We start from the raw sequence: 19,842 nt of genomic DNA on the forward strand, positions 1-19,842 counted from the left end.
CATGACGGCCACACCCGACAGCTTTCGCCTGGCGCTTGCGCAGTTGAACCCCACGGTCGGCGACGTCGCCGGCAATCTGGACAAGGCGCGCAAGGCCCGCGTCTCCGCGGCCCGGCTCGGCGCCGATGCGGTGTTCTTCTCCGAGCTGTTCCTTGCCGGCTACCCGCCGGAAGACCTCGTGCTCAAGCCAGCCTTCCAGGATGCCTGCCGCAAGGCCTGCGAGGATCTGGCGCGCGAGACGGCGGACGGGGGGCCGGCAGTGCTCATCGGCCTGCCCTGGGTGGAGAACGGCCTCCTCTACAACGCCTTCGCCGTGCTCGACGGGGGTGTCATCGCAAGCGTGCGCTTCAAGGTCGACCTGCCGAACTACGGCGTCTTCGACGAGAAGCGCGTCTTCGCCGCCGGCCCCCTGCCGGGGCCGGTGGTCGTCCGCGGCATCCGCGTGGGCATCCCGATCTGCGAGGACATCTGGGGCGAGGAGGTCGTCGAGTGTCTCGCCGAGACCGGCGGGGAAATCCTGCTCGTGCCCAACGGATCGCCCTATTGGCGCGACAAGACGGAGGAGCGGCTGAACATCGCCGTCGCGCGCGTCGCTGAAAGTGGCCTGCCGCTCGTCTATCTCAACCAGGTCGGCGGCCAGGACGAGCTCGTCTTTGACGGGGCGTCCTTCGTGCTCAATGCCGATTCGTCACTCGCCTGCCAGCTTCCCGCCTTCCGCGAGACCGTGGTGCTGACGGAATGGGCTCGCGAACAGGGAAGGTGGCGTTGCGTCACGGCCCCGAAGGTGACGGTGGAGGAGGGGGACGAGGCGGACTATGCCGCCTGCGTGCTCGGCCTGCGCGATTATGTCGAGAAGAACCGCTTTCCCGGCGTCGTACTCGGCCTGTCGGGTGGCGTCGATTCCGCGCTCTGCGCCGCGATTGCGGTGGATGCGCTCGGCGCCGAGCGCGTGCACTGCGTCATGCTGCCCTACCGGTACACTTCGAATGAAAGCCTGAGCGACGCGGCGGGCTGCGCCGAGGCGCTGGGGGTGCGCTACGACATCGTGCCCATCGCCGAAGCGGTGGAGGGGCTCGAGTCGGTGCTCAAGCCGCTCTTCGACGGGCGGGCGCGTGACATCACCGAGGAGAACATGCAGAGCCGCGCCCGCGGCACCATCCTGATGTCGATTTCCAACAAGTTCGGCCCGATGGTGGTGACCACCGGCAACAAGTCCGAGATGTCGGCGGGTTATGCCACTCTCTACGGCGACATGAACGGAGGCTTCAACCCGATCAAGGACCTCTACAAGACCGAGGTCTACCGGCTGTCGGCCCTGCGCAACCGGTGGAAGCCGCAAGGAGCGCTCGGGCCGGACGGTACGGTCATCCCGCAGAACATCCTCGTCAAGGCGCCGACGGCCGAGCTGCGCGAGAACCAGAAGGACCAGGACTCGCTGCCCCCCTACGACGTGCTCGACGACATTCTCGCCTGCCTGGTCGAGAAGGAGATGCGCGTCTCCGACGTCGTCGCCCGGGGCCACGATCCCGACACGGTGAAGAAGGTCGAGCGCCTGCTCTACCTCGCCGAATACAAGCGTCGCCAGGCGGCGCCCGGCGTGAAGGTGACGAAGAAGAACTTCGGCCGCGATCGGCGCTACCCGATCGTCAATCGCTTCCGGGACGGAGGCGAAGAGGCGTTCCGGGCCGATCCGGCTCTCGCGCCGAAGAACGGAGCCATGAGCAGCGACGCCTTCGATCTCTGAGCCTTGCGACTTGCGAGCCTTGCCATGTCTGCTCCCATCGTCCGCTTCGCGCCGTCGCCGACCGGGCTCCTGCACATCGGCAACGCCCGCACGGCGCTGATCAACTGGCTCGTGGCCAAGCGCGGCGGCGGCACCTTCGTGCTGCGCCTCGACGATACCGACGTCGCACGCTCCAGGGCCGAGTTCGCCGAGGCGATCGCGGATGACCTCGCCTGGCTCGGCATACGCCCCGACCGGACGCTGCGCCAGAGCGAGCGCCTCCACCTTTACGACGCGGCCGTGGAGAAGCTTGTTGCCCAGGGGCGGCTTTATCCCTGCTACGAGACGCCCGACGAGCTGGAGCGCCGGCGCAAGCGCCAGCTCGCCCGCGGCCTTCCGCCGGTCTACGACCGTGCCGCCCTGAAGCTCGGCGCCGAGGAGAGGGCCCGGCTCGAGGCGCAGGGGCGCCGGCCGCACTGGCGCTTCCTGCTTGATCATCGCACCGTTGCCTGGCGCGACCTCGTGCGCGGGGAATGCCATGTCGACTGCGCGTCGCTGTCCGACCCTGTGCTGCGCCGCGAGGACGGCACCTATCTCTACACGCTGCCGTCCGTGGTGGACGACCTCGACCTCGGCATCACGCAGGTCATCCGCGGCGAGGACCATGTCACCAACACGGCGGTGCAGATCCAGCTCTTCGAGGCGCTGGGCGGTACGGCACCGGCCTTCGGGCATCACAATCTGCTCACCACGGCGAGCGGGGAGGGACTGTCGAAGCGCCTAGGCCATCTCTCGCTGAAGGGCCTGCGGGAGACCGGGCTCGAACCCCTGGCGGTGGCGGCGCTCGCCGTGCTGGTCGGTTCGGCCGAGGCGGTGCGCCCCGTTCTCTCGCTCGACGAGCTCGCCTCCCTCCTCGACCTTGCGCATATCTCGCGCGCGCCGGCCAAGTTCGACGAGGCGGAGCTCGTCGCGCTCAACGCCAGGCTCCTGCACATGCTGCCCCTGTCGGCGGTGCGCGACAGGCTGGCAGCCCTCGGCGTCGAAGGCGGTGACGCCTTCTGGCTCGCCGTGCGGGGCAATCTGGAGCGCCTCACGGACGCGGTGGAGTGGTGGCGCGTTGTGGAAGGGCCGATCGACCCCGTGATCGAGAACCACGCCTTCACGGCGCAGGCGGCGGATCTCCTGCCGCCCGAGCCCTGGAACGCGACGACCTGGAAGGAGTGGACGGAGGCCGTCAAGTCCGTCACCGGCGCCAAGGGCCGCGACCTGTTCATGCCCCTGCGCTTCGCGCTCACGGCGCGTGACCACGGCCCCGAACTCGCCGCCCTCCTGCCGCTGATCGGCGGGGCGAAGGCCTGCGCCCGCCTGCGCGGCGAGCGGGCCTGAGCGGCCGGGGCAGGTCCCGCGGGAACCTGCCCGTCATCCCGCAGGCGGCATAGCCGCTTTCCGTGATGCAGAAGCGATCTCGGCGGAGGCCGGGGCCCGCCGGACGGCGCGCCCTCCGGCGCATCCGCGTCGGTTCCGGATTCCAGGCTCGCTGCCGACGCGCCGTTCCGGTCAGACCGACGACCGGCCGGGATCGCCGCCCGCAGGCCCGCCCGCCGGTTACTGCGTCTTCGTCTGCTGCTGCATCTGCGGCACGGCGATGACGTTCGGGGCCACGATCCGCACCTTGCGCTTGGCGCCGTCGGCGGTGGTGACCTCCTGCGTCAGGCCCTCGCGCTGGGTGAGCGTCTTGTCGTCGCGGATGTCCTGGGGGCCGATGCCGGCCGACTCCTGGCCCCCGGTGGGAAGGGCGCTCGCGGCCTCGGCGGGGGATTCGGCCTCCAGGTCGTCGCCCGGCAGCGGCTTGCCCTTGGCCGTCCTGGCGTCCTTCGCCTTGCGTTGCGCCTCCGCCGCCGTGCGCGGGCGGGAAAGCTCCTCGGCCTTCTCGGGCGTCACGATGATGTCGCTCTTGCGCGAGCCGAGCATCGCCTCGGCGTTCTGCAGGGCCTCGGCCCAGCTCTGGCCGGCGGCGCGGCAGGAACAGCTCTGGTCGTAGGCCTTCTCGTAGCGCGAGGCGTTGGGCAGCGACGTATAGGGCTGGCCGCTGGCGCTCACCGCCTGTTCGATGACGCCGGTGGTCGGCATGAAGTAGAGGCTGGTCTGCGCGCCGGGGCACAACGCCTGGCACATCTCCTGGCCGTTCTCGCGGCTGCCCGTCGGCAGCGGGAAGAAATAGCCGTCGCAGGCGCGCACGCAGACGGCGCGGCCGCCGCCGCGCGCCTGCTGCTGCTCGTCGATGATCGGCGGCACGTTGTCGAGCGGCCCGTCGGGCCGGGAGGGCTCCGTGCCGAACAGACGCTCGAAGAAGCCGGGAGCGCGATCGCCACCCGGCCGGCAGGCCTGGTCGATGGCGGCGAGGAGCTGGCGGCGGCGGATCTCGACGCCGGGCCCGCCGCCGAACTGGTCGGCCTGGCGCAGGAGCTGGTCGAGATTGGCCTGCATCTGGCTGATGCGGGCGCGCAAGCTCCCGCATTCCGGCGGCGGCGCATCGCCGAAGAACAGGAAGCGCCCGCGATCGCAGCCCATGCGCTGGTACTGCGCCATCGTCTGGTTGAGCTCGGCGCGCTGCCGCTGGGCCGCCTGCTCGTATTGGCGCGCGCGCGGATCGGGGGCATTGCGCTCGATCGAGGCGAGTTCGGCGCGATAGCGTTCGCACATGGGCGACTGCGCCACGGCGACGACCGTGCCGGTCAGGAGCATGAGGGCGCTCGCAATGAAGGTCGGCGCGGAACGGGCGGCCATCGTGTCTCTGTTCTCGACTGTCGGAGGGCGCGTCCGACTCGGCGGCCGGATAAGAGAGCCCGAGATTGACTAAAGTGTGGTGCGGCTCCTGTGAAGCCGCACCGCGCCCTGAAAGCAAGAGGAGAGGCCGCCTCTGCGTCACTCGGCGTCGGGCTGTGCCTCGGGCGCGGCCCTGGCGAAGGCCTCGAGCATCATCGCCGCCTCGGTGGCGGCGAGGATCCTCGGAAAGTCGTCGATCGGCACCTTGAAGCGGCGGGCGTTGAAGACCTGCGGCACGAGATGCAGGTCGGCGAGCGTGGGTCTGTCGCCACAGGCGTAGGGCGCGGGCGCGATCATCTGCTCGATGGCCTCGAAACCCGTGCGAATCCAGTGGGCGTACCAGGCAGAAACCGCCTCCTGCCCCTGGCCCAGGGGGCCCTTGAGGTAGTTCAGGACGCCGACATTGTTGAGGGGGTGGATGTCGCAGGCGACGATCGCTGCGATGCTGCGCACCCTTGAGCGCTCGATGGGGTCGTGCGGCAGCAGCGCCGGGCGCGGGAAGGTCTCCTCGATCCACTCCAAGATCGCCGGCGACTGGATGAGGATGCGCCGCTCGCCGCCGTGCTCGACGGCGAGGGAGGGTACGCGCATCTGCGGATTGATGACCTTGTACCAGTCCTTCCTGTGCTCACCGCCGTCGCGCAGGAGGTGAACGGGCACGATGTCGTAGGCGACGCCCTTGAGGTTGAGGGCAATGCGCACGCGGAACGCCGCCGAGGAGCGGAAATAGCTGTAGAGGGTGAGCTGCGGGATGGTCACAGGTCGATCTCCGGCGGTTCCTGCTGCAGGATGCCCGAACGCTCGGTGAGCTGGGCGATGATGCGCTCCAGGGTCTCGAGGTCCTCGGCCGCGAGGCCCTCGGTCAGCCGTTCCGCATAGCCGAGCGCCAGCGGCGTGATGCCGGCATAGACCTTGAGCCCCGCCGGCGTCAGGGACAGGAAAGCCTCGCGGCGGTCCTCCTCGTTGGCGCGGCGCTCGACGAGGCCGCGCTCCTCGAGGGAAGCCACGGCGCGCGACACCTTGGTCTTGTGCATGCGGCTGTGCGCGCCGACGTCGCGCGCCGTCATCTGCCCGAATTCGCCGAGCGTGGCGATGATGCGCCACTCCGGAATGCCGATGCCGAAACGCTGCGAATAGATGCGCGCCAGCCCCTCCGACACCACCTGGGCGAGCACGTTGAGACGGTAGGGCAGGAAGCTGTCGAGCCGTAGCATGTCCGGCGGGGAGGGCGCTCGCCGGCGTTCGGCGTCGGTGTTGTCGGGCTCGGTTGACATTAGTTTCATATGTAACTAATTCTGGATCAAACAGGCTGCGCCGTCAACGGCCGGCCCGCATTCGCTGGGTAGCACCACCGCATCGAGTGCGCATCCCCGGCGGGGAGCTGATGTCCGCCGGGCCACGGTCGGTGACGGGCAGTGCCCCGCGCGCGGATGCCGGCGGGGAGACGGCGGCAGAGGGAGGAGAGGTCATGGTCAACGGATACATGTCCGGCTTCGGCAACAGCTTCGAGACGGAGGCCCTCCCCGGCGCACTCCCGATCGGCCGGAACTCGCCCCAGAAGGTCAACTACGGGCTCTATGCCGAGCAGCTTTCGGGCTCGCCCTTCACCGCCCCGCAGGCGACGAACCAGCGCTCGTGGCTCTATCGCATCCGGCCGACCGTGAAGCACTCCGGCCGCTACACCAAGGTGGAGAAGGGGCTCCTGCGCACGGCGCCGGCGGCGCGCGAGGAGAGCGAGCTGCCCATCGGGCAACTGCGTTGGGCGCCGATTCCGATCCCCAACACCGCGCTGACCTTCGTCAACGGCCTGCACACCATCACGACGGCGGGCGACTCCGACACGCAGGTTGGCATGGCGGCGCATCTGCTTCTCGTCACGCGCTCGATGGAGCGGGAGTATTTCTTCAACGCCGACGGCGAGTTCCTCGTCGTTGCCCAGCAGGGGCGCCTGCGCTTCCGCACCGAGTTCGGCGTCATCGACATCGAGCCGGGCGAGATCTGCATGATCCCCCGCGGCGTCATCTTCAAGGTGGAGCTCCTCGACGGCCCGGCGCGCGCCTATGTCTGCGAGAACTACGGCGGCTCCTTCACACTGCCGGACCGGGGCCCCATCGGCGCCAACTGCCTCGCCAACCCGCGTGATTTCCTGACGCCCACGGCCGCCTACGAGGACAAGGAGGAGCCCTCCACGCTCTTCGTCAAATGGGGCGGGGAGCTCTATCGCACGGATATCGGCCAGTCGCCGCTCGACGTGGTCGCCTGGCACGGCAACTACGCGCCCTACAAGTACGATCTCAGGCACTTCTCGCCGGTCGGGGCCATCAGCTTCGACCATCCCGACCCGTCCATCTTCACGGTGCTGACGGCGCCCTCCGAGACGCCCGGCACGGCGAATGTCGACTTCGTCATCTTCCCTGAACGGTGGCTCGTGGCGGAAAACACCTTCCGCCCGCCGTGGTACCACCGCAACCTCATGTCGGAGTTCATGGGCCTCATCTACGGCGTCTACGACGCCAAGCCCGAGGGCTTCGTGCCGGGCGGCATGAGCCTGCACAACCAGATGCTGCCGCACGGTCCGGACGAGAAGGCGTTCCAGCACGCCAGCAACGAGGAGATGAAGCCCGTCAAGCTCACCGGCACGATGGCCTTCATGTTCGAGACGCGCTTCCCCCAGCGCGTCACGCGCTTTGCCGCCGAGCACTCGGCCCTTGAGCACGGTTACATCGATTGCTGGAAGGGCCTGAAGAAGCACTTCGACCCCACGAGCCGCGAGCCCACGTGGTGAGATCGTGGTGAGGCAGGCCGGCAGGCGGGGTCGTCGCGCCGGCCGGCGCAGCATCGATGCATTGATTCCAGAACGCGTGACGCCCCCCGTGCCTCATCCTCTCCCGGCAGCGGTTCTGCATCCCGGACAGCGGCTCCGCCGCTTCCGGGATGACGGGCGAAGGGCCCGGTGGCCGCGCTCACACCTTCGTGCGGTTGCGGATCATGTAGCTGTCGAAGGCGTACTCGTTCACCTGCCACCAGAGGTAGTTCTCGGTGCGGAAGGCGATCATCGAATCGAGCGCGCGTTTGAAAAGCGGGTTCTGCGCCGCCATCTCGCTGTAGAGGTCGTGGGCGGCCTTCCAGGCGGCGTCGAGCACGTTGTTCGGGAAGATGCGCACCTCCGTGCCGCCGGCGATGAGGCGCTTGAGCGCCGGGCCGTTGAAGGCGTCGTACTTGGCGAGCATGGCGTTCATGGAGGCCTCCGCGGCCTGCCGCATGACGGCCTGGTAGTGTTTGGGCAGGGCGTCCCAGCGCTCCCTGTTGACGACCATGTGGAGCATGGCGCCGCCCTCCCAGAAGCCGGGGGCGTAGTAGTATTTGGCGACGCGCGCGAAACCGAGCTTCTCGTCGTCGTAAGGGCTCACGAACTCGGCCGCGTCGATTGTGCCGCGCTCGAGCGCAGGATAGATGTCGCCACCGCCGATCTGCTGCGGCACGACGCCGAGCCGCGCCAGCACCTGCCCGCCGAGCCCGCCGATGCGGAACTTGAGGCACTGCCAGTCGGACGGTTCCTTGATCTCCTTGCGGAACCAGCCGCCCATCTGCGTGCCGGACTGGCCGCAGGGAAAGCCCACGACATTGAATCGGGTGAGCGCCTCGTCCATCAGTGCATTGCCGCCGCCGTTGACGAGCCAGGCATATTGCAGGCGCGAGTTGAAGCTGAAGGGCACGCCCGTGCCGAAGGCAAGCGCCGATTCCTTGCCGATGTAGAAATAGATCGGCGTATGGGCGCAATCGACGGTGCCGTTCGCCGCGGCATCCATGGCCTGCAGGGCCGGCACGATTTCGCCCGGCCCGAAGCACTGGATCTGGAAGCGGTTGTCGGTCGCCTCGGCGACGTAGCGGGCGAAGGCCTCGGCATTGCCGAAGAGGGCGTCGAGCGATTTGGGAAAGCTCGACGTCAGCCGCCATCTGACCTCGGGCATGGATTGCGCGATCGCCGGGGCGGCGATGGCCGACGCGCCGGCCCCCGTCGCCACCGCTCCGGCCTTCAGGAAGTCGCGGCGCCTCATCATGCGGGTGTCCTCCCAAGCATTGCTGCGGAATGTAAAGTTGCTTTGCGCGCACATAAGCAGATCGCCGCGCCCTGCGGAACGGCCTGCAGCGCAGGAGCCCTCTGCCCCGGAGACATTGAAAAGTGAAGCTCGCCTCTCTGAAGCACGGCCGTGACGGCCGCCTCGTCGTGGTCTCGAAGGACCTCACCCGTGCGACCGACGCCTTCATCGTCGTGCCGACCCTGCAGGCGGCGCTCGACGACTGGGAGCGCGTGGCGCCGCGGCTCGCCGACCTCGCCGAGCAGCTCGAGCACGGCTCCGTGCCGTCCTTCCGCTTCCACGAGCACGACTGCGCCTCGCCCCTGCCGCGCGCCTACCAGTGGGCGGACGGCTCGGCCTACGTCAACCACGTGGAACTGGTGCGCAAGGCGCGCGGCGCCGAGATGCCGGCGTCCTTCTGGACCGACCCGCTGATGTACCAGGGAGGCTCGGACACCTTCCTCGGCCCGCGCGACGACATCCTGATGGCCGACGAGGCCTACGGCATCGATTTCGAGGCGGAGATCGCCGTGATCACCGGCGACGTGCCGATGGGCGCGGACCTCGCCACCGCCCGCGCGGCGATCCGCCTCGTCATGCTCGTCAACGACGTGTCGCTGCGCAATCTCATCCCGGCCGAGCTCGCCAAGGGATTCGGCTTCTTCCAGTCGAAGCCCTCCTCCGCCTTCTCGCCCGTGGCGGTCACGCCCGACGAGCTCGGCGATGCCTGGGACGGGGGCAAGGTCTCGCTGCCGCTCCTCTCCGCCGTCAACGGCGAGCCCTTCGGCCGCCCCGACGCAGGCGTCGACATGACCTTCGACTTCCCCCGGCTCCTGGCACATGCCGCCAAGACCCGGCCGCTCGGCGCCGGCTGCATCGTCGGCTCGGGTACCGTATCGAACAAGGACGCGGACGGCGGGCCGGGCAAACCCATCGCCGAAGGCGGCCTCGGCTATTCCTGCATCGCGGAGCAGCGCACGGTGGAGACCATTCGCTTCGGCGAGGTGCGCACGCCCTTCCTCGGCTTCGGCGACCGGGTGCGCATCGAGATGAAGGATCGCGCCGGCCATTCTATCTTCGGCGCCATCGAGCAGACGGTGCGCCGATACGGCGGCTGACCGTCCACAGGGCAGGGGAGGTGCAGATGCAGACCGTGAACGATCTGGCGCTTGTCATAGGGCGTATGCTCCTGGCGGCGATCTTCGTGCAGTCGGGCTTTGGCAAGATCGCGGGCTATGCCGGCGCGGCGGCCTATATGGAGAGCGCCGGCGTGCCGGGGATCCTGCTGCCGCTCGTCATCCTCGTCGAGTTCGGCGGGGGGCTTGCGATCGTCCTCGGCTGGCAGACGCGCTGGGCGGCGCTGGCGCTCGCGGGCTTCTCCATCCTGTCCGCCCTCCTGTTCCACCTGCAGCCGGGCGACCGCATGCAGATGATCAACTTCATGAAGAACCTCTCGATCGCGGGCGGCTTCCTCGCGCTCATGGTCGCGGGCGCCGGCCGCTTCTCTCTCGATGCGCGGGGAGGGCGCTGAGCGATGAGAGCGGCGCGGCCCGACCCCATGCGCCGCCGCCGCTGCGGGGCCGCGCCCCACCGGCGCGGCCGCTTCGAATATCCGTCACTGTGTGGAGCATGAAGATGAGCAAGACGGCCTTCGCCTCGACCGGCGACCTCGAAGAGAAGAAGGCGTCCTTCGACGAGATCGCTGCGGGCGTCTATGCCTATACGGCCGAGGGCGACCCGAATTCCGGCGTCGTCGTGGGCGACGAGGGTGTGCTCGTCTTCGATGCGCAGGCGACGCCCGCCATGGCCGAGGGCGTCATCGCCCGCATCCGGCAGGTGACGGACAAGCCCGTCACCCATGTCGTGCTGTCGCACTACCACGCCGTGCGCGTGCTCGGCGCCCCGGCCTATCATGCGCGCGAGATCGTCGCCTCCGACGCCGCCCGCGCCATGATCGTGGAGCGTGGCGAGCAGGACAAGGCGTCCGAGATCGGCCGCTTCCCGCGCCTCTTCCGCGGCGCCGAGACGATCGAGGGCCTGACCTGGCCGTCGCTCACCTTCACAGGCGCCATGTCGATCTGGCTCGGCAAGCGCGAGGTGCGCCTCCTGCAGCTCGGCCGCGGCCACACGGCGGGCGACATCGTCGCCTTCATCCCGGACTGCAATGTCATCTTCGCCGGCGACCTCGTCGAATACGGCGCCACGCCCTATTGCGGCGACGCCCATTTCGCCGACTGGCCGAAGACGCTCGACAATCTCGACGATTTCGACGCCGCCGCCATGGTGCCGGGCCGCGGCGCGGCGCTGACGACGCGCGCCATGGTGCGCGACGGCATCGCCGGCACGCGCGCCTTCCTCGTCGACCTCTATGCCAGCGTGCAGGGCAGCGTCGCCAAGGGTCGCCCCCTGCGCGAGACTTTCGATGTTGCCTACGCCGCGCTGAAGCCCGCCTACGGCGACTGGGTCATTTTCGAGCACTGCCTGCCCTTCGATGTCGCTCGCGCCTACGACGAGGCGAAGGGCATCGACCATCCGCGTATCTGGACGGACGTGCGCGACCGGGAGATGTGGGCCGAACTGAAGGGCTGAGCCTGCCTGCCGCGCCCGGCAAGCCTTCCCGCTGACGAGGAAGGGGCAACAAGGACATCAGGGCTGAAACGCGAGGGGATGAATCGCCATGTCATCGGGGGATCGCAAGTCACTCTATCAATTCGGCTATCGCCGTTCGCCGGACCAGGATGCGCGACCCCCGGTCCATCATCCCGTGGTCGTCGTCGGCGCCGGGCCCGTCGGACTGTCGCTCGCTGTCGACCTCGCGCTCAAGAATGTGCCGGTCGTCGTCCTCGACGATGCCGACCGCATCGGCGAGGGGTCCCGCGCCATCTGCTTCGCCAAGCGCACGCTGGAAATCTGGGACAGGCTCGGCGTCGGCGAGCGCATGGTGGAGAAAGGGGTCGTCTGGCAGGTCGGCAAGGTCTTCCACGGCGAGGAACTCGCCTATCAGTTCGACCTCCTGCCCGAAGGCGGTCACAAGATGCCGGCCTTCATCAACCTGCAGCAATACTACGCCGAGGCCTATCTCGTCGAACGGGCGGCCGAACTGCCCGGGGTCGACCTGCGCTGGCGCAACAAGGTGGTCGGAGTCGAGCGCCGCAACGACCTCGTGCTCGTCACCATCGACACGCCGGAGGGGCCCTACCGGCTGGCGGCGGACTGGCTCGTGGCCTGCGACGGTTCGCGCTCGTCCGTGCGGAGCATGCTCGGCCTCGACTTCGCCGGCGAGGTCTTCGAGGACCAGTTCCTCATCGCCGACGTGAAGATGACGGCGGAGTTCCCCACCGAGCGCTGGTTCTGGTTCGACCCGCCGTTCCATTCCGGCCAGTCGGCGCTTCTGCACAAGCAGCCGGACGATGTCTGGCGCATCGACCTGCAGCTCGGGCCGCACGCCGACGCGGAGGTCGAGCGGCGGCCGGAGAACGTCGTGCCGCGCATCGCGCGCATGCTGGGGCATGACGCCTTCACGCTCGAATGGGTGTCGATCTACAAGTTCCAGTGCCGGCGCATCGATCGCTTCGTGCACGGCCGCGTCGTCTTCGCCGGCGACAGCGCCCATCAGGTGTCTCCCTTCGGCGCGCGCGGCGCCAATTCCGGCGTGCAGGACGCCGACAACCTGGCCTGGAAGCTCGCGCTCGTCGTCAAGGGCGAGGCGCCCGCCTCGCTCCTCGACAGCTACGACCTCGAGCGCGGCCAGGCGGCGGACGAGAACATCGCCCATTCCACCCGCTCGACCGACTTCATCGCCCCCCATTCGCCGGCCGAGCGCATCCTGCGCGACGCCGTGCTGTCGCTCGCCCGCCATGCGGATTTCGCCCGGCGCATGGTCAATTCCGGCAGGCTCTCGTTGCCCACGGCCTACGACACGCCCCTCTCGACGCCGGACGAGGAGACTTGGGAGGGGGGCGTTGCGCCCGGCGCGCCGCTCGTCGATGCACCGCTTACCGACGAGGCGGGCCGGGCCGTCTGGCTGACGGAGGCCGTGCGTGGCGGCTTCACGCTCGTCGCCGCCCGCAATGGCGTCCTGCCCGAGGTGCCGGAGGGGGTTGCACGCGTCGTCGTCGCCACGGCAGGGCGGGAGGCTGGCGGCGGTGGCTTCGCTGACGGACAGGGCCATTTCGCCGCGCGCTACGCCATGGAGCCGGGCAACGCCTGCCTCGTGCGCCCGGACGGCCATGTGGCGGCTCGCTTCCGCCATCCGACGCCCGAGCGGGTGAAGGCCGCCCTCGATCGCGCCTGCGGGCGCGCCTGAGGCGACGAGGAGAGGAAGCCGACCATGTCCCTGTCCACATCCTCGAACTTCGACAATCCGGACGCCGCCTTCCGTACGATCGTGGAGGCGCACCGCGGCCTGTCGGAAGCGGAGAGTGCCGCCCTCAACGCCCGCCTCGTCCTGATCCTCGCCAATCACATCGGCGACCGGGCGCTGCTCGCCGAAGCGATCGTCCTTGCCCGACAGGCAGGGGAGAAGGAGGCGCCGCATCCCGCATAGTGCGCAGGACGGATCAACGGCCCTTCGTGCAATGTTGCGGGCGGTCGGACGTGGAGCGTGCCGGCCGGAGGACGATGCTCCCCGTGTCAACCTCCGCCCGGTCATCCCGGAAGCGGTGCAAGAGCTGTCCGGGATCCGCAAACAGCTCCGGCTGTCGCAAGGGTGCAGCCGGCGTCGCGCCGCCCGGATCGCCTGCGTCGGTTCCGGGTCCCGCTCTCCGGCTTCGCCGGTCCCGGGATGTTTCGGGGGGCGCAAACCGCCGGATGACGGCGCAGACCGCGCCCTTACACCGCGTCTGGTGCCTTCCCGAGGGCGACGAGGGCGTCGATGATGGCGGCCTCGGTCTCGATGAGGAGGGCGATGTCGTCGATGCCGGCGGCGGGCGGGGAGATCAGCCGCGTGCCGATCGGCGCGAGCTCGCGCCGGATCTCCTCGGCGCGCTTGTCGAGCCGGCCGCGCAGGGCGACGAGGGTGTCGATCTTGGTCTGCGGCAACGTGCTCATGGCGGGTCCATCCTGCTCGTCGATGCGCTCGTGTATAGCCTGTGGTCGTTTCGGTTCGAGTCCGTTGTCTTCGATGATGTAATCAAACTGTGGAGACAGGCGATGTTCAGCCACGTCACGCTCGGCACGAATGATTTTCCCAAGGCCCGCGCCTTCTACGACACGATCCTGCCCCCGCTCGGCTGGAGCTGCATCGACGCGAGCGCGGAGCACGGCTATGCGGGCTACGCCCGCGCGGAAGGCACGACGCCGCAGTTCTGGCTCCTGAAGCCGATCGACGGCAAGGCGGCGACGGTCGGCAACGGCGTCACGATCGCCTTCGAGGCAAAGAACCGGGCCGCGGTCGACGCCTTTCATGCCGCGGCGCTGGCCGCTGGCGCCAGGGACGAGGGCGCGCCGGGCCTGCGGCCGCACTACCACGCCGATTACTACGGCGCCTATGTGCGCGACCTCGACGGCAACAAGCTCTGCTGCGTCTGCCACAAGCCGCCGGCGTGAGTCGCAGCCCGAGCCGCTCCCGACAGAAGCCGGGCGTGCAGGTTCAGTAGCCTGCACGCCCGCGAAACCGGAGAGGCCGCATGTTCAGTCACGTCACCATCGGAACGAACGATCTCGACGCCGCCGTCGCCTTCTACGACACGGTGCTCGCCACTCTCGGCCTGCGGCGCCGCTTCCATGAGCCGGAGAGCGGCTGGGTGGGCTATGAGGTGGCGCAGGAGGGGCGCGGCCCCTTGATCTGCATCGGCCGTCCGTTCGACGGCGCGCCGGCGGCGCCAGGCAACGGGGTCACGATCGCCTTCAACGCCGCGCGGCGCGACGAGGTCGACGCCTTCCACGCCGCCGCGCTCGCCGCAGGCGGCATGGACGAGGGGGCGCCCGGCCTGCGAGCGCACTACCACCCGGACTTCTACGGCGCCTATGTGCGCGACCCGGCCGGCAACAAGCTCTGCTGCGTCTGCCACGCACCGGCCTGAGCGCACCAGGTCGGCTCTGGCGCGGGCGCGGGGGCGGGACCATATGGAGGCCTGTTTCGAGGAGGTACCGATGTTCCGTCTCGCTCTCGCCGTCGCCACGCTCGGGCTCGGGCTCGCCGGCCTGGTGCCGGCCGCCTATGCCGGCGGGCCGGATCTCATCTTCAAGAAGTCCACGGTCTGGAAGATGCTGACCCCGGACGACAAGCTCGCCACCTACGGCATCGATGATCCGGTGGTGGAGGGCATCGCCTGCCACTACACCACGCCCGAGCGCGGCGGCGTGAAGGGCATGTTCGGCGTGGCGGAGGAGGTCTCCGACATCTCGCTCTCCTGCGCCCAGATCGGCCCGGTCCGCTTCAAGGAAAAATTCGAGCAGGGGGAACTCGTCTTCAGCGAGCGCCGCTCCCTGATCTTCAAGCGCATGCAGATCGTCCGCGGATGCGACGTGAAGCGCAACACGCTCGTCTACATGGTCTATTCGGACCGGCCGATCGAGGGGTCGCCCAAGAACGGTACCTCCAGCGTGCCGATCACGCCCTGGGGCGGCGCGGAGCCGCCGAAATGCGCCGATTGGCTGAAGGGCTGAGCCGCCTTGTCCTCGCCGCCGGGCCGGCCCGTCGGGCCACAGGCCGCGCGGCGGCCGATCTGCAAGCATGATTGAGGACAGGCCCTGTCGGTTCGCGCCTTGCCCGTTCGTCCTGTGCATGGACGCGCCAGGAGGAGAAGGCGAATGACCGCAGCAGCCCAGATTGCCCCCGCCGGGTCGGACCGCGAGCTCGTGTTGACCCGCCTGATTGATGCGCCGCGCGAGAAGCTGTTCCGGGCATGGACGGATCCTGAGCTTCTCAAGCAGTGGTTTGCGCCGCTGCCCTACACGACCCCCGTCGCGGAGCTCGACGTGCGCCCCGGAGGCGCGAACCTCATCGTCATGCGCGACCCGGATGGCAATGATCTGCCGAACCGGGGCATCTATCTCGAAGTCATCGAGAACGAGCGTCTGGTCATCACCGATGCCTATACCGAGGCCTGGGTACCCTCGCAGAAGCCGTTCATGACGGTGATCCTGACCTTCGAGGACGAGGGCGGCAGGACCCGCTACACCGCCCGCGTGCGCCACTGGACGGTCGCCGACCGCGAGGCCCACGAACAGATGAATTTCCACGAGGGCTGGGGGCAGTGCACCGACCAGCTCGCGGCCCTCGTCGCCAGGCTCTGACACGCCGCGGCCCCGGTTTCATCGGGCCGCGCCGCCGGCACCGGGCCGCCTGCGCGGCCGGCCTTCCGCCTGAGGCCAGGCTTTCAGGGTGCCCGCGCTACTCGGCGCAGGTGATGCTGTAGGAGGGCGTCATGCGCGCCGCGGACGTACTGAGGGAGGCCGTCACCTCGTCGCGGCCCAGGGGGCCGAAGCTCGCCGCGTGATGGTAGCCGTTGGCGGCGCACCAGGCGTCGGCGACCGTCTTGCCGCAGTCGCCGCCGGAGGCCAGGCAGTCCGCGACACCGTATCCGTCGTGCGCCGGCACGACGAAGGTCGAGCCCGAGGCGGCCTGCGGCTCGGCCGTCGGCACGAAGAAGACGGCGGCGGCGATCGCGAGCGGGACGGCAAGGCCGAGAAGGGCGAGGGAGCGGCGCATGGTGAATGGCATTTTGAGGCGATTGCTCGGGGGCAATCTGTTTCGCTGCGTGTAAAGAAAGCCTGAAGGGGGCCGTCCCGCTGTGCGCCGGCGCACAGGCTTGTGATGCGCGGGGTCGCGGGGCGGGGAAGCCGGGGCGGCCTCTTGACCGATTCGCCGCGACAAGGCAAACATCCGCGCCATGACGGACGCCGCGCACATCTGCCGGATTTCGATTATTTGCCGCTAGCGCCACCGCTGGCTGGAACCGTCCTGTCTCGACCAAAGATCGGAGCGTCTTCCCGGCCAGCGGCCAGGCAGCCGGCTCGTCGGAACGCTTGCAAGCGACCATCCGGCGATCGGTACAGAGGCTACGACAGCACTTGTTCCGAGGGATCGGGACGCTGGGGGGAGGGACATTCGCATGGTCGCGAGCCTGACGCTCTACAACACCCTGACGCGGACGAAGGAAGACTTCCGCCCGATCGACCCGAAGAATGTGCGCATGTACGTCTGCGGGCCGACGGTCTATGACTTCGCCCACATCGGCAATGCGCGGCCGATCATCGTCTTCGACCTGCTGTTCCGCCTGCTGCGGCACCTCTACGGCGAGGCGGCGGTGACCTATGTCCGCAACATCACGGACGTGGACGACAAGATCAACGCGCGCGCGGCCCGCGACTATCCCGATGTGCCGTTGAATGACGCCATCCGCGATGTGACGCGCAAGACGGAGAAGCAGTTCCACGACGACATCCGGGCGCTCGGCGTGCTGATGCCCGAGGAGGTGAACCTGCCGGGCGAGCCGCCACGCTTCCTCGAGCCGCGGGCGACCGAGCACATCGAGGACATGAAGATGCTCATCGAGCGGCTTGTGGCGCGCGGCGTCGCCTATGTCGCGGAGGAGCACGTGCTCTTCTCCGTTGCTGCCATGGACAGGCTGGCGCGCGTGCCGCGCTACGGCTCGCTCGCCCGCCGCTCGCTCGACGAGATGCTCGCCGGCGCGCGTGTCGACGTGGCGCCCTACAAGCGCGACCCGATGGACTTCGTGCTGTGGAAGCCCTCGAAGGAGAACGAGCCCGCCTGGCCGAGCCCTGCGGGCATCGCCACCCCCGGCCGCCCCGGCTGGCACATCGAATGCTCGGCGATGAGCTGGCGCCATCTGGTTGCGGCCTTCGCCGGCCGCATCGCCTGCGAGGATCCGGCGCTCAGCAACACTTTCGACATCCACGCCGGCGGCATCGACCTCGTCTTTCCCCACCACGAGAACGAGATCGCCCAGTCCTGCTGCGCCTTCGACGTGCCCCGCATGGCCAATCTGTGGATGCACAACGGCTTCCTGCAGGTGGAAGGCGAGAAGATGTCGAAGTCGCTCGGCAACTTCGTGACGATCCACGATGCCCTGAAGGACTGGCCAGGCGAGGTGGTCCGCTTCAACATGCTGCGTACGCACTACCGCCAGCCCATCGACTGGACCGTGAAGGGCCTGGAGGAGAGCGAGAAGATCCTCGGCGACTGGTCGCTGCTCCTCGACGGAGTGGCAAGCGATACGCTGGCGCCCGCGGTGGTGGATGCGCTCTGCGACGACCTCAACACGCCCAAGGCGATTGCCGAGCTGCATCACTTCGACCGTGTGGGGGACCGCGCGGCGCTCGTCGGCAGCCTCAGGGCGCTCGGCTTCCTGCGCGAGACGCGCCGGGACTGGGAGGCGCGCCGTCGCGCCGCCTCCGGTCTCGACCCGGCCGAGGTCGACCGCCTGATCCTCGCTCGCGCCGCGGCACGCAAGGCGAAGAACTGGGCCGAGTCGGACCGGCTGCGCGACGAGCTCGCCGCCATGGGCGTCGTGCTCAAGGACAACAAGGACGGCACGACGACGTGGGAGGTGGCGCGATGATGCTGGCGACAGGCGCGGGCGCGACCTTCCGCCCCCGATCTCATCCGGCCGACGAGGCCATGGCGGGAGCCTCGGCATGAGCCGCGAGCGCGTCTACCTCTATGACACCACCCTGCGCGATGGGGCGCAGACGACGGGCGTCGACTTCTCGCTCGAGGACAAGCGCCTCGTCGCCGCCATGCTCGACCGGCTCGGCGTCGACTATGTCGAGGGCGGCTATCCTGGCGCCAATCCGCTCGACACGGCATTCTTCCAGGAGAAGCGCACGAGCCGCGCCCGCTTCTCTGCCTTCGGCATGACGAAGCGCGCCGGGCGCTCGGCAGCGAACGATCCGGGCGTGGCAGCGCTGCTCGAGGCCAGGGCGGACGCCATCTGCTTCGTCGCCAAGTCCTGGGACTATCAGGTGACGGTGGCGCTCGAGGCGGACCTCGAGGAGAACCTCGCCGGCATCCGCGAAAGCGTCGCGGCCGCCAAGGCCAGAGGCTTCGAGGTGATGCTCGACTGCGAGCATTTCTTCGACGGCTACAGGGCCAATCCCGACTATGCCCTTGCCTGTGCAAGGGCCGCCTACGGGGCGGGCGCCCGCTGGGTGGTGCTGTGCGACACCAACGGCGGCACCCTGCCGCACGAGGTCGAGGCCATCGTCGCCGCCGTGGCGGGCCACGTGCCCGGCAGCCATCTCGGCATCCATGCCCATGACGATACGGGCTGCGCCGTCGCCAATTCGCTCGCGGCCGTGCGCGCGGGCGCGCGACAGATCCAGGGCACCCTGAACGGTCTCGGCGAGCGCTGCGGCAACGCCAATCTCGTGAGCCTCATCCCCACCCTCAAGCTGAAGGGCGAATATGCCGAGCGCTACGACATCGGCGTGACGGACGAGGCGCTCGCCTCCCTCACGCAGGTGTCGCGCGCCCTCGACGAGATCCTCAACCGCGCGCCGAACCGCCACGCGCCATACGTCGGCGCCAGCGCCTTCGCCACGAAGGCGGGCATCCACGCCTCGGCCGTCCTCAAGGATCCGCGCACTTACGAGCACGTGCCGCCCGAGAGCGTCGGCAACGCGCGCCAGGTGCTGGTCTCCGACCAGGCCGGGCGCTCGAACCTCATCGCCGGGCTCGAGCGCGTCGGCATCCATCTCGGCAAGGACGACGCGCGCGTCGGTCGCCTGCTCAGCGCCGTGAAGGAGAAGGAGGCGCAGGGCTATGCCTACGAGGGCGCGGACGCCTCGTTCTTTCTGCTTGCGAAGCGCGAGCTCGGGGAAGTGCCGGAGTTCTTCGACGTGGAGCGTTTCAGCGTCAATGTCGAGCGGCGCCACAACGCCCTCGGCGAGCTCGTCACCGTCGCCGAGGCGATCGTGAAGGTGAGGGTGGGTGACGAGGTGCTGATCTCGGCGGCGGAGGGCAACGGCCCTGTCAATGCGCTCGACCTCGCCCTGCGCAAGGACCTCGGCAAGTATCAGCGCTTCATCGCGGGGCTGGAGCTCGTCGACTACAAGGTGCGCATCTTCCAGGGCGGTTCGGACGCCGTGACGCGCGTGCTCATCGAGTTCGGCGACGAGACCGGCGACCGCTGGTGCACGGTCGGCGTCTCGGCCAACATCATCGATGCCTCGTTCCAGGCGCTCACCGATTCGATCGTCTACAAGCTCCTGCGCAGCGAAGCGCACGCGGTCTGATCTTCCGACGAC

Annotated in this window: 20 protein-coding genes; 14 read left to right on the forward strand and 6 right to left on the reverse strand. The window is 68.9% G+C overall.

Annotated elements, in window-relative coordinates; all coding sequences use genetic code 11:
• Position 1: 1 nt before the first annotated feature.
• On the forward strand, positions 2–1,744 hold the full coding sequence (locus tag QNA08_RS16595; RefSeq protein WP_283741839.1) for an NAD+ synthase: 1,743 nt from the start codon (positions 2–4) through the stop codon (positions 1,742–1,744).
• Between the two features lie 24 nt (positions 1,745–1,768).
• Entirely contained in the window at positions 1,769–3,109 is a 1,341-nt protein-coding gene (gltX, locus tag QNA08_RS16600) for a glutamate--tRNA ligase (protein ID WP_283741840.1), read from the forward strand.
• A gap of 219 nt (positions 3,110–3,328) precedes the next feature.
• On the opposite strand, the gene QNA08_RS16605 is transcribed toward gltX, so the two are convergent.
• The 3 genes from QNA08_RS16605 to QNA08_RS16615 all read right to left on the reverse strand — a co-directional run bounded on the left by QNA08_RS16605 (position 3,329) and on the right by QNA08_RS16615 (position 5,832).
• Positions 3,329–4,510 carry a DUF2865 domain-containing protein gene (locus QNA08_RS16605; RefSeq protein ID WP_283741841.1) on the reverse strand — a complete coding sequence of 394 codons (1,182 nt, stop codon included), beginning with the start codon at positions 4,508–4,510 and terminating at the stop codon, positions 3,329–3,331.
• 138 nt (positions 4,511–4,648) lie between these two features.
• Positions 4,649–5,308 (reverse strand): maleylacetoacetate isomerase, encoded by a 660-nt coding sequence (maiA, locus tag QNA08_RS16610; protein ID WP_283741842.1) that lies wholly within the window; start codon positions 5,306–5,308, stop codon positions 4,649–4,651.
• Positions 5,305–5,832: a MarR family winged helix-turn-helix transcriptional regulator gene (locus QNA08_RS16615; protein WP_283741843.1), complete on the reverse strand. Its 528-nt coding sequence runs from the start codon at positions 5,830–5,832 to the stop codon at positions 5,305–5,307. Before QNA08_RS16615 ends, maiA begins: the two co-directional genes overlap by 4 nt.
• 185 nt (positions 5,833–6,017) lie before the next feature.
• Between QNA08_RS16615 and hmgA the strand changes: the two genes are divergently transcribed.
• Positions 6,018–7,334: a homogentisate 1,2-dioxygenase gene (gene hmgA / locus QNA08_RS16620; protein ID WP_283741844.1), complete on the forward strand. Its 1,317-nt coding sequence runs from the start codon at positions 6,018–6,020 to the stop codon at positions 7,332–7,334.
• A gap of 178 nt (positions 7,335–7,512) precedes the next feature.
• On the opposite strand, the gene QNA08_RS16625 is transcribed toward hmgA, so the two are convergent.
• Complete coding sequence (locus tag QNA08_RS16625; protein ID WP_283741874.1) at positions 7,513–8,607, reverse strand: TRAP transporter substrate-binding protein; 1,095 nt, start codon at positions 8,605–8,607, stop codon at positions 7,513–7,515.
• A gap of 125 nt (positions 8,608–8,732) precedes the next feature.
• Here QNA08_RS16625 and QNA08_RS16630 point away from each other — a divergent pair, with 125 nt between their 5' ends.
• The 5 genes from QNA08_RS16630 to QNA08_RS16650 all read left to right on the forward strand — a co-directional run bounded on the left by QNA08_RS16630 (position 8,733) and on the right by QNA08_RS16650 (position 13,174).
• A complete protein-coding gene (locus QNA08_RS16630; protein ID WP_283741845.1) occupies positions 8,733–9,746 on the forward strand; it encodes a fumarylacetoacetate hydrolase family protein in 1,014 nt (337 codons plus the stop codon).
• Between the two features lie 26 nt (positions 9,747–9,772).
• On the forward strand, positions 9,773–10,159 hold the full coding sequence (locus QNA08_RS16635; protein ID WP_283741846.1) for a DoxX family protein: 387 nt from the start codon (positions 9,773–9,775) through the stop codon (positions 10,157–10,159).
• A 104-nt stretch (positions 10,160–10,263) separates the two neighbouring features.
• Positions 10,264–11,217 (forward strand): MBL fold metallo-hydrolase, encoded by a 954-nt coding sequence (locus QNA08_RS16640; RefSeq protein WP_283741847.1) that lies wholly within the window; start codon positions 10,264–10,266, stop codon positions 11,215–11,217.
• A gap of 88 nt (positions 11,218–11,305) precedes the next feature.
• The gene (locus QNA08_RS16645) at positions 11,306–12,934 is read left to right on the forward strand and encodes an FAD-dependent oxidoreductase (RefSeq protein ID WP_283741848.1); all 1,629 of its coding nucleotides are present in this window, start codon (positions 11,306–11,308) and stop codon (positions 12,932–12,934) included.
• Positions 12,935–12,958: 24 nt separating this feature from the next.
• The gene (locus tag QNA08_RS16650; RefSeq protein ID WP_283741849.1) at positions 12,959–13,174 is read left to right on the forward strand and encodes a DUF2783 domain-containing protein; all 216 of its coding nucleotides are present in this window, start codon (positions 12,959–12,961) and stop codon (positions 13,172–13,174) included.
• Positions 13,175–13,458: 284 nt separating this feature from the next.
• On the opposite strand, the gene QNA08_RS16655 is transcribed toward QNA08_RS16650, so the two are convergent.
• Complete coding sequence (locus QNA08_RS16655) at positions 13,459–13,677, reverse strand: hypothetical protein (protein ID WP_283741850.1); 219 nt, start codon at positions 13,675–13,677, stop codon at positions 13,459–13,461.
• A gap of 102 nt (positions 13,678–13,779) precedes the next feature.
• Here QNA08_RS16655 and QNA08_RS16660 point away from each other — a divergent pair, with 102 nt between their 5' ends.
• From QNA08_RS16660 to QNA08_RS16675, 4 genes are all read left to right on the forward strand, one after another.
• Entirely contained in the window at positions 13,780–14,175 is a 396-nt protein-coding gene (locus tag QNA08_RS16660) for a VOC family protein (protein WP_283741851.1), read from the forward strand.
• An 80-nt stretch (positions 14,176–14,255) separates the two neighbouring features.
• Positions 14,256–14,651 (forward strand): VOC family protein, encoded by a 396-nt coding sequence (locus QNA08_RS16665; RefSeq protein WP_283741852.1) that lies wholly within the window; start codon positions 14,256–14,258, stop codon positions 14,649–14,651.
• A gap of 70 nt (positions 14,652–14,721) precedes the next feature.
• Positions 14,722–15,237 carry a CreA family protein gene (locus tag QNA08_RS16670; RefSeq protein ID WP_283741853.1) on the forward strand — a complete coding sequence of 172 codons (516 nt, stop codon included), beginning with the start codon at positions 14,722–14,724 and terminating at the stop codon, positions 15,235–15,237.
• Between the two features lie 144 nt (positions 15,238–15,381).
• Positions 15,382–15,867, forward strand: coding sequence for an SRPBCC family protein (locus QNA08_RS16675; protein WP_283741854.1), 486 nt, complete (start codon positions 15,382–15,384; stop codon positions 15,865–15,867).
• Between the two features lie 97 nt (positions 15,868–15,964).
• Here QNA08_RS16675 and QNA08_RS16680 read toward each other — a convergent pair whose 3' ends face one another.
• The gene (locus QNA08_RS16680) at positions 15,965–16,282 is read right to left on the reverse strand and encodes a hypothetical protein (protein ID WP_283741855.1); all 318 of its coding nucleotides are present in this window, start codon (positions 16,280–16,282) and stop codon (positions 15,965–15,967) included.
• A gap of 403 nt (positions 16,283–16,685) precedes the next feature.
• On the opposite strand from QNA08_RS16680, the gene cysS reads away from it, so the two are divergent.
• Positions 16,686–18,155 (forward strand): cysteine--tRNA ligase, encoded by a 1,470-nt coding sequence (gene cysS / locus QNA08_RS16685; RefSeq protein ID WP_283741856.1) that lies wholly within the window; start codon positions 16,686–16,688, stop codon positions 18,153–18,155.
• A 76-nt stretch (positions 18,156–18,231) separates the two neighbouring features.
• A complete protein-coding gene (cimA, locus tag QNA08_RS16690) occupies positions 18,232–19,830 on the forward strand; it encodes a citramalate synthase (protein WP_283741857.1) in 1,599 nt (532 codons plus the stop codon).
• The last annotated feature ends 12 nt before the right edge of the window (positions 19,831–19,842 follow it).

It is taken from the genome of Chelatococcus albus, assembly GCF_030067675.1.
Taxonomy (GTDB): domain Bacteria; phylum Pseudomonadota; class Alphaproteobacteria; order Rhizobiales; family Beijerinckiaceae; genus Chelatococcus_A; species Chelatococcus_A albus.